The sequence below is a fragment of the Cupriavidus consociatus genome (genome assembly GCF_017814975.1).
GTDB classification, from domain to species: domain Bacteria; phylum Pseudomonadota; class Gammaproteobacteria; order Burkholderiales; family Burkholderiaceae; genus Cupriavidus; species Cupriavidus consociatus.
This window is the reverse complement of record NZ_JAGIQA010000086.1, coordinates 1-4,740: the sequence shown is the minus strand read 5'-3', so window position 1 is coordinate 4,740 and position 4,740 is coordinate 1. Positions and strand designations below refer to the sequence as shown.

At 58.2% G+C, this 4,740-nt stretch carries 3 protein-coding genes and 2 pseudogenes; 1 reads left to right on the top strand and 4 read right to left on the bottom strand.

The annotated features are described in order from the left end of the window. Positions 1 to 78 precede the first annotated feature (78 nt). The 3 genes and pseudogenes from J8I82_RS37230 to J8I82_RS37220 all read right to left on the bottom strand — a co-directional run bounded on the left by J8I82_RS37230 (position 79) and on the right by J8I82_RS37220 (position 3,918). Positions 79 to 1,113 carry an IS630 family transposase gene (locus J8I82_RS37230; RefSeq protein ID WP_209765578.1) on the bottom strand — a complete coding sequence of 345 codons (1,035 nt, stop codon included), beginning with the start codon at positions 1,111 to 1,113 and terminating at the stop codon, positions 79 to 81. Positions 1,114 to 1,399: 286 nt separating this feature from the next. Then, complete coding sequence (locus J8I82_RS37225) at positions 1,400 to 2,812, bottom strand: extracellular catalytic domain type 1 short-chain-length polyhydroxyalkanoate depolymerase (RefSeq protein WP_245180637.1); 1,413 nt, start codon at positions 2,810 to 2,812, stop codon at positions 1,400 to 1,402. A 328-nt stretch (positions 2,813 to 3,140) separates the two neighbouring features. Beyond that, positions 3,141 to 3,918: pseudogene (locus J8I82_RS37220) on the bottom strand (IS5 family transposase). A 68-nt stretch (positions 3,919 to 3,986) separates the two neighbouring features. Between J8I82_RS37220 and J8I82_RS39265 the strand changes: the two are divergent. Further along, positions 3,987 to 4,166: a hypothetical protein gene (locus J8I82_RS39265; RefSeq protein ID WP_209765574.1), complete on the top strand. Its 180-nt coding sequence runs from the start codon at positions 3,987 to 3,989 to the stop codon at positions 4,164 to 4,166. A 383-nt stretch (positions 4,167 to 4,549) separates the two neighbouring features. On the opposite strand, the pseudogene J8I82_RS37210 reads toward J8I82_RS39265, so the two are convergent. Then, positions 4,550 to 4,663: pseudogene (locus tag J8I82_RS37210) on the bottom strand (IS5/IS1182 family transposase); the annotation flags it as partial. Positions 4,664 to 4,740 lie beyond the last annotated feature (77 nt).

The window sequence follows — 4,740 nt, the reverse complement described above, 5'->3', positions numbered from 1 at the left end:
TCCATCTCGCTCTGCTCACGCTCGCCTGCGCGGTCATCTGCTCACGATTCGTTGACCAGTTTTGTTAGCGGCTCTTACTCAGAAGTCCGAAATATAGGCGACAGAAGGGGCCTCGAAGAATGATCGAATCAGGCTGCGTTTCTTCTGCAATCCTCGCAATTGTTGCTCAACGCGGATTTCTAGTTTCTCGCCCGCGCGCAACGGATTGCGCGCCACACCAGTTCGCTTGAGATGACTCCATACGAATTCGTCCGGGTTCAGGTCAGGCGCGTAACCCGGCAGCACATGCATCGTGAGTTTTCCTTTGGTCGATTCGATGTATTCGCACACATTGGCCTTCTTGTGCGCTGGCAGTCCGTCAACGATCAGATGCACTGGTCGGTTGCGGGCTTTCATCATCTTCTTGAGCAATTCGATGAACAGCTCCGCGGTCAAGGCCCCTTTGTAGGTCGCAAACCAGAAGGCACCTTTAGCGTTCACCGCGGACGCGGCGGAAATCGACTGGCGCTGTCCGGGGCGCTCAATCACCGGTGTGTTGCCTTTGACCGCCCAGGTCTTGCCATGCACCGCGTCGGCCCGAAATCCAGATTCGTCCCAGAAGTAGATGTCCGCGCCGCTTTGCTTGGCCGCAGCAGCAATGCCCGGATATGTTTCACGCTGCCAGCGCTCGACGACCTGCGGATCTCGTTGGTAGGCACGTTGCAATGGCTTTTGTGGACTCAAGCCCAGTCCCGCCAGCAGCCTGCCCACCGCTGTGACACCCATCTTCACACCAAATTTCTGATCGATGAGCGTGGCCAAAATCTGGCGTGTCCACAGCCCGAAGTCCAGACCGTACTGCCGAGGATCCCGTCCGTTGATCCACCGAAAGACCTGCGCCTGTTGCGCTGGCGTGAGCTTGCGTGGCCGCCCTGTCGCTGGACGCGAGGCCAGCGCCCGCTCGCCATTGCCCCGGCCCGAGGCCGCCTTAAGCCAACGGTAAATTGACGTCCGGTTCATGCCCAGCGACTTCACCACCACCGAAGGTTTCTCGCCTTCGCGAACCCGGTGCAAGGCAAGCCGGCGGAATTCCTCTTGCGTCGCGCGATCCAGTGTACGGCCATCTCGTTTCATGTCGAATGAGACTAAACGGTCGTCACGAGGTTCCCGATCTTTGTCGCTTTATTTACGGACTGGTGAGTAATGACTACGCTGTGTGGCTGCGCCCAGGAGGGACTCGCCAAAGCTGAAGCTAAGTTCCAGGTCGATGGCGTGCAAAAAGCGGGGATCTGGGCGCGGCGAATCGGGGAAGCTTCCAACGCAGCAGGGGTCGACACGCCGGCTGCGCGTACATGGCGTCAATGAGTTCTCTCAGAAGCATGTTTTGATGGCTTGCCTCCCAACTCGACCGTCCCGTTGCCTATGGGCAATTGCCGATCACATAGTATCCGGCGGCTGTCTCAGCCAGAGTGTTGGTATAGAAAAGATTATTCAATCCCATGCTCTGGTTTGAGCCATTCGCGTAGGCAAAACCGCCGACATCATGTGCACGACCGGCTTGCACGTGCGCATAGTTTGTGCCGGTGGTCGCCGTACAAGTAAAACTGGTCTTCGTGGTTGCCGAGATGGCGGCAGATTGCTGACTTTCCCCTGCCGTCGCATCGATCGCTGTCACGGTGTAGCTGTACGTAGCCCCCGCGATCAGCCCAGAATCGGTGTAGCCGGTTGACGCGCTTGAGCCGACCTTGCTGCCATTGCGGTAAATGTTGTAACTATTGGCATTTGTCACGGCATTCCACGACAGCGATATGGTGTTGAGGGTCGTCCCGGCGACCGCCAGCCCTGTCGGCGCCGAACCGGCCTGTCCAGAGCCGCTCCCGGCACGCAGATTGTTCTTGGCCCAGAAATCCATCACGAAGACAGGGTAGTTGATATGCGTCGCGTCGACATAGTGGGTATTGTTGCCGCCCGTTCCAGCGGGCCATGCGTGCGCCATGCCGGCGACCGATATTTCGTGGGTGCGTACTTTGCCATCGCTATCGGTATAAGCGGTGTTTGTGCCGCCGCCCGCTATCGATACCTGAGATCCCTGGGTGAAGCTGCCGCCGTAGAGCTGGCGGAAGGCTGCGGCCGCTATCGGGCCATATGCCGACGCCACCGTGTAGTCCGAGGTCCCCCATACGGCGCCGGCAATCTGGCTCGAGAACTTGCCTACGTTGGATCCGGCCCATTGTTTACACTTGTTGGCGGCCGTCGTCGCGGTATAGCCACTAGGTACGAAGCCGATCTGAGCGGTTGTGGTTCCCGGCGTCGGACCGGCATTGACGCCAACGCCTGCAAAAATATCCGGGGCAATGCAGCCCAGGACCATGGTCATGCCACCTCCAGAGGATAGGCCTGCCACGTATACCTGGTTGGGGTCGATCGCATACTGGGCATTGGCAACAAAGCGGTTAACCAGATCCAGTAGCACGCCGACGTGTCCGGCGGTTCGGCTTGGCGACGCATTCGCATAGTCCCAGCAATGATTGCTGTACACGTTGCCGGTTGCATTAGGCGCAAGAATGACAGCGCCGTATTGATCGCCAACCGATTTCCAGTTGAACCCGCCCCCACTGGCATTGTTGATCACGTCGCCGGAGGCAGTCTGCAAGCATCCGTGTAGCACCAGAACAAGGGCCCGCTTGCCATTGGGCGTGGATGGCTGGCTCGCCGGCCAATAGAAATAGCCGGTCAGATTTCCACCATTGACGGTATCCGATGCCCAGGTCTGCTGACTGCTCCACGTTCCGGGGCCAGCCGTCGCTGCATGCAGCGAAAACGCTCCCAGCATCGTCGCAAGCGTGACTAGCACGGCCGCGACGTATCGCCAACGCTGTCTCAGCATAGTGTCTCCTTTCTCTGATCAGATTTTTGATTTCTTCGAGTCACGGCACAGCAATGCCCTGACCCAATGGGTCGGCAACAAGAAGCCGAATCGCACTTTAGGGACAACTGCTTCGTTCATGACAGGTCAGCGCGTTGACGAGAAACCAGGGCAGCTTTGGCCAAGGCCGCCTTCCTTCTTTCTTTCGTCTCGTTTTCAACATGATATATGATTCATGTTTCATGCTAGGAGGCGCATCGAAAGAAAGTCAACCACGGGTTTACGCTTAGAGCGGCTAACAAAACTCCTCGACGAATCGGGAGCAGATGACAGCGCACGCGAGCTTGAGCAGGCCAAGATGAATATCGAGACGACGTTCGAAGCGAATGCGCAACTTGCCGAACCCTGCAAGCCAGGCATGCGTGCGCTCGACAACCCAACGATGTTTGCCAAGGCGGTCGTTCTTCTCGATGCCACGACGTGCGATGCGTGGGCTGATGCCTCGCTTGTGTGCCTTCGAAGACTTGGTCGACTACAGATGGCGACGACACCGCGCAAAGTCATAGCCCTTGTCGGCGTGGAGCTTGTCAGGGCGGCTTCGCGGTCGGCCGGACAGGCTAGGCACCGCGGGTATTGCCCATCACCGCCAAAGGGAGGCCGTGCCGGTCTACGACGAGATGACGTTTTGCTGCCGAGCTTGCCTCGATCCGTGGGGTTCGGGCCAGTCTGCTCGCCCCCCCGGGGGCTGGCCACCGCTGCGCCATTGATGCTCGCACGACTCCAATCGATCTGTCATGTTCACGTAGACGAGTGAGCAGCGCCAGGTGCAGACGCTCCCAGACTCCGCAGGCCTGCCAGTCACGCAGGCGACGCCAGCAGGTCATGCCGCTGCCGAAGCCGAGTTCCTGCGGCAAGTCCTCCCACGGGATGCCTGTCTGCAGAACGAACAAGACGCCGTTCAGCGCTGCCCGGTCGCCCACTCTCGGACGGCTACCTTTGGGCGAGGGCTCCGCCAGCGGCAAGAGGGGCTGCAATGCCTTCCACAATTCGTTGTTGATCTTCTTCCGAGCCATGACACATGAGAGCGCTCAACAGCTATGTGACGATGACATGGGTTTGTTAGTGACTCTTAAGACACGCCATGGCCATGGACCTTCTGCAACAAGGCATTCGTCGCTCGGTCATCGCGTTATGGCTCGGGCATGAATCTGTGGAAACTACGGAGATCTATATCGAAGCGGCTCTTGCGATCCCCGTTCGCCTGGTCACGTTCCAGACATACGCCGGTTCTATATCAAACAAAACGTGCAAAAAGCTCTGATGTGGTAGACGACTCCGCGGCCCATCATCGCAAATCAATTTGCTGTTCGTCGATCACTTGCTACATTGCGCGGATCTCCGATACCCCATGCGGTCGCGACTCGGATCTCCGCTTCGCGACGCATGCGTGCCTTGATGTGGCCAAGTTTTCGAGCATGCTCCCATCCATTTTTCCCGCTCTTCAGTCTGGCGCGATCCTTGCGGAAAGCGAGGCAAGCTTCAATTTAATCGGCTCGTTGGGGAAATCTATGGGTTGTTATCTTGGCCTGACTACGGTTCTTAAATCCGCATGAGGTAGCGATAGAGCTTGCGCGAAGTGGTATCGAAAGCCTTCTCTTCTGCTCGGTCTCCGTGATGCGCGGCCAGATGAGCGGTCCATCCTCGCGCAGCTCGATCCGAGACCGGAAGGCGGCCTGGATATTTCTTGCGTCGCGGCTTCGGCGGCGGCAGCACTTCGATCAATGCCCACAGCTCGTCATCGATGATCGGCGCGCTCATCCCCTCGGTTCCCATCGTTCAGATGGCCAAGGTTAACAGCTTGCCGAAAAGGTTAACAGCCCCCTTGGGGTCTTTTT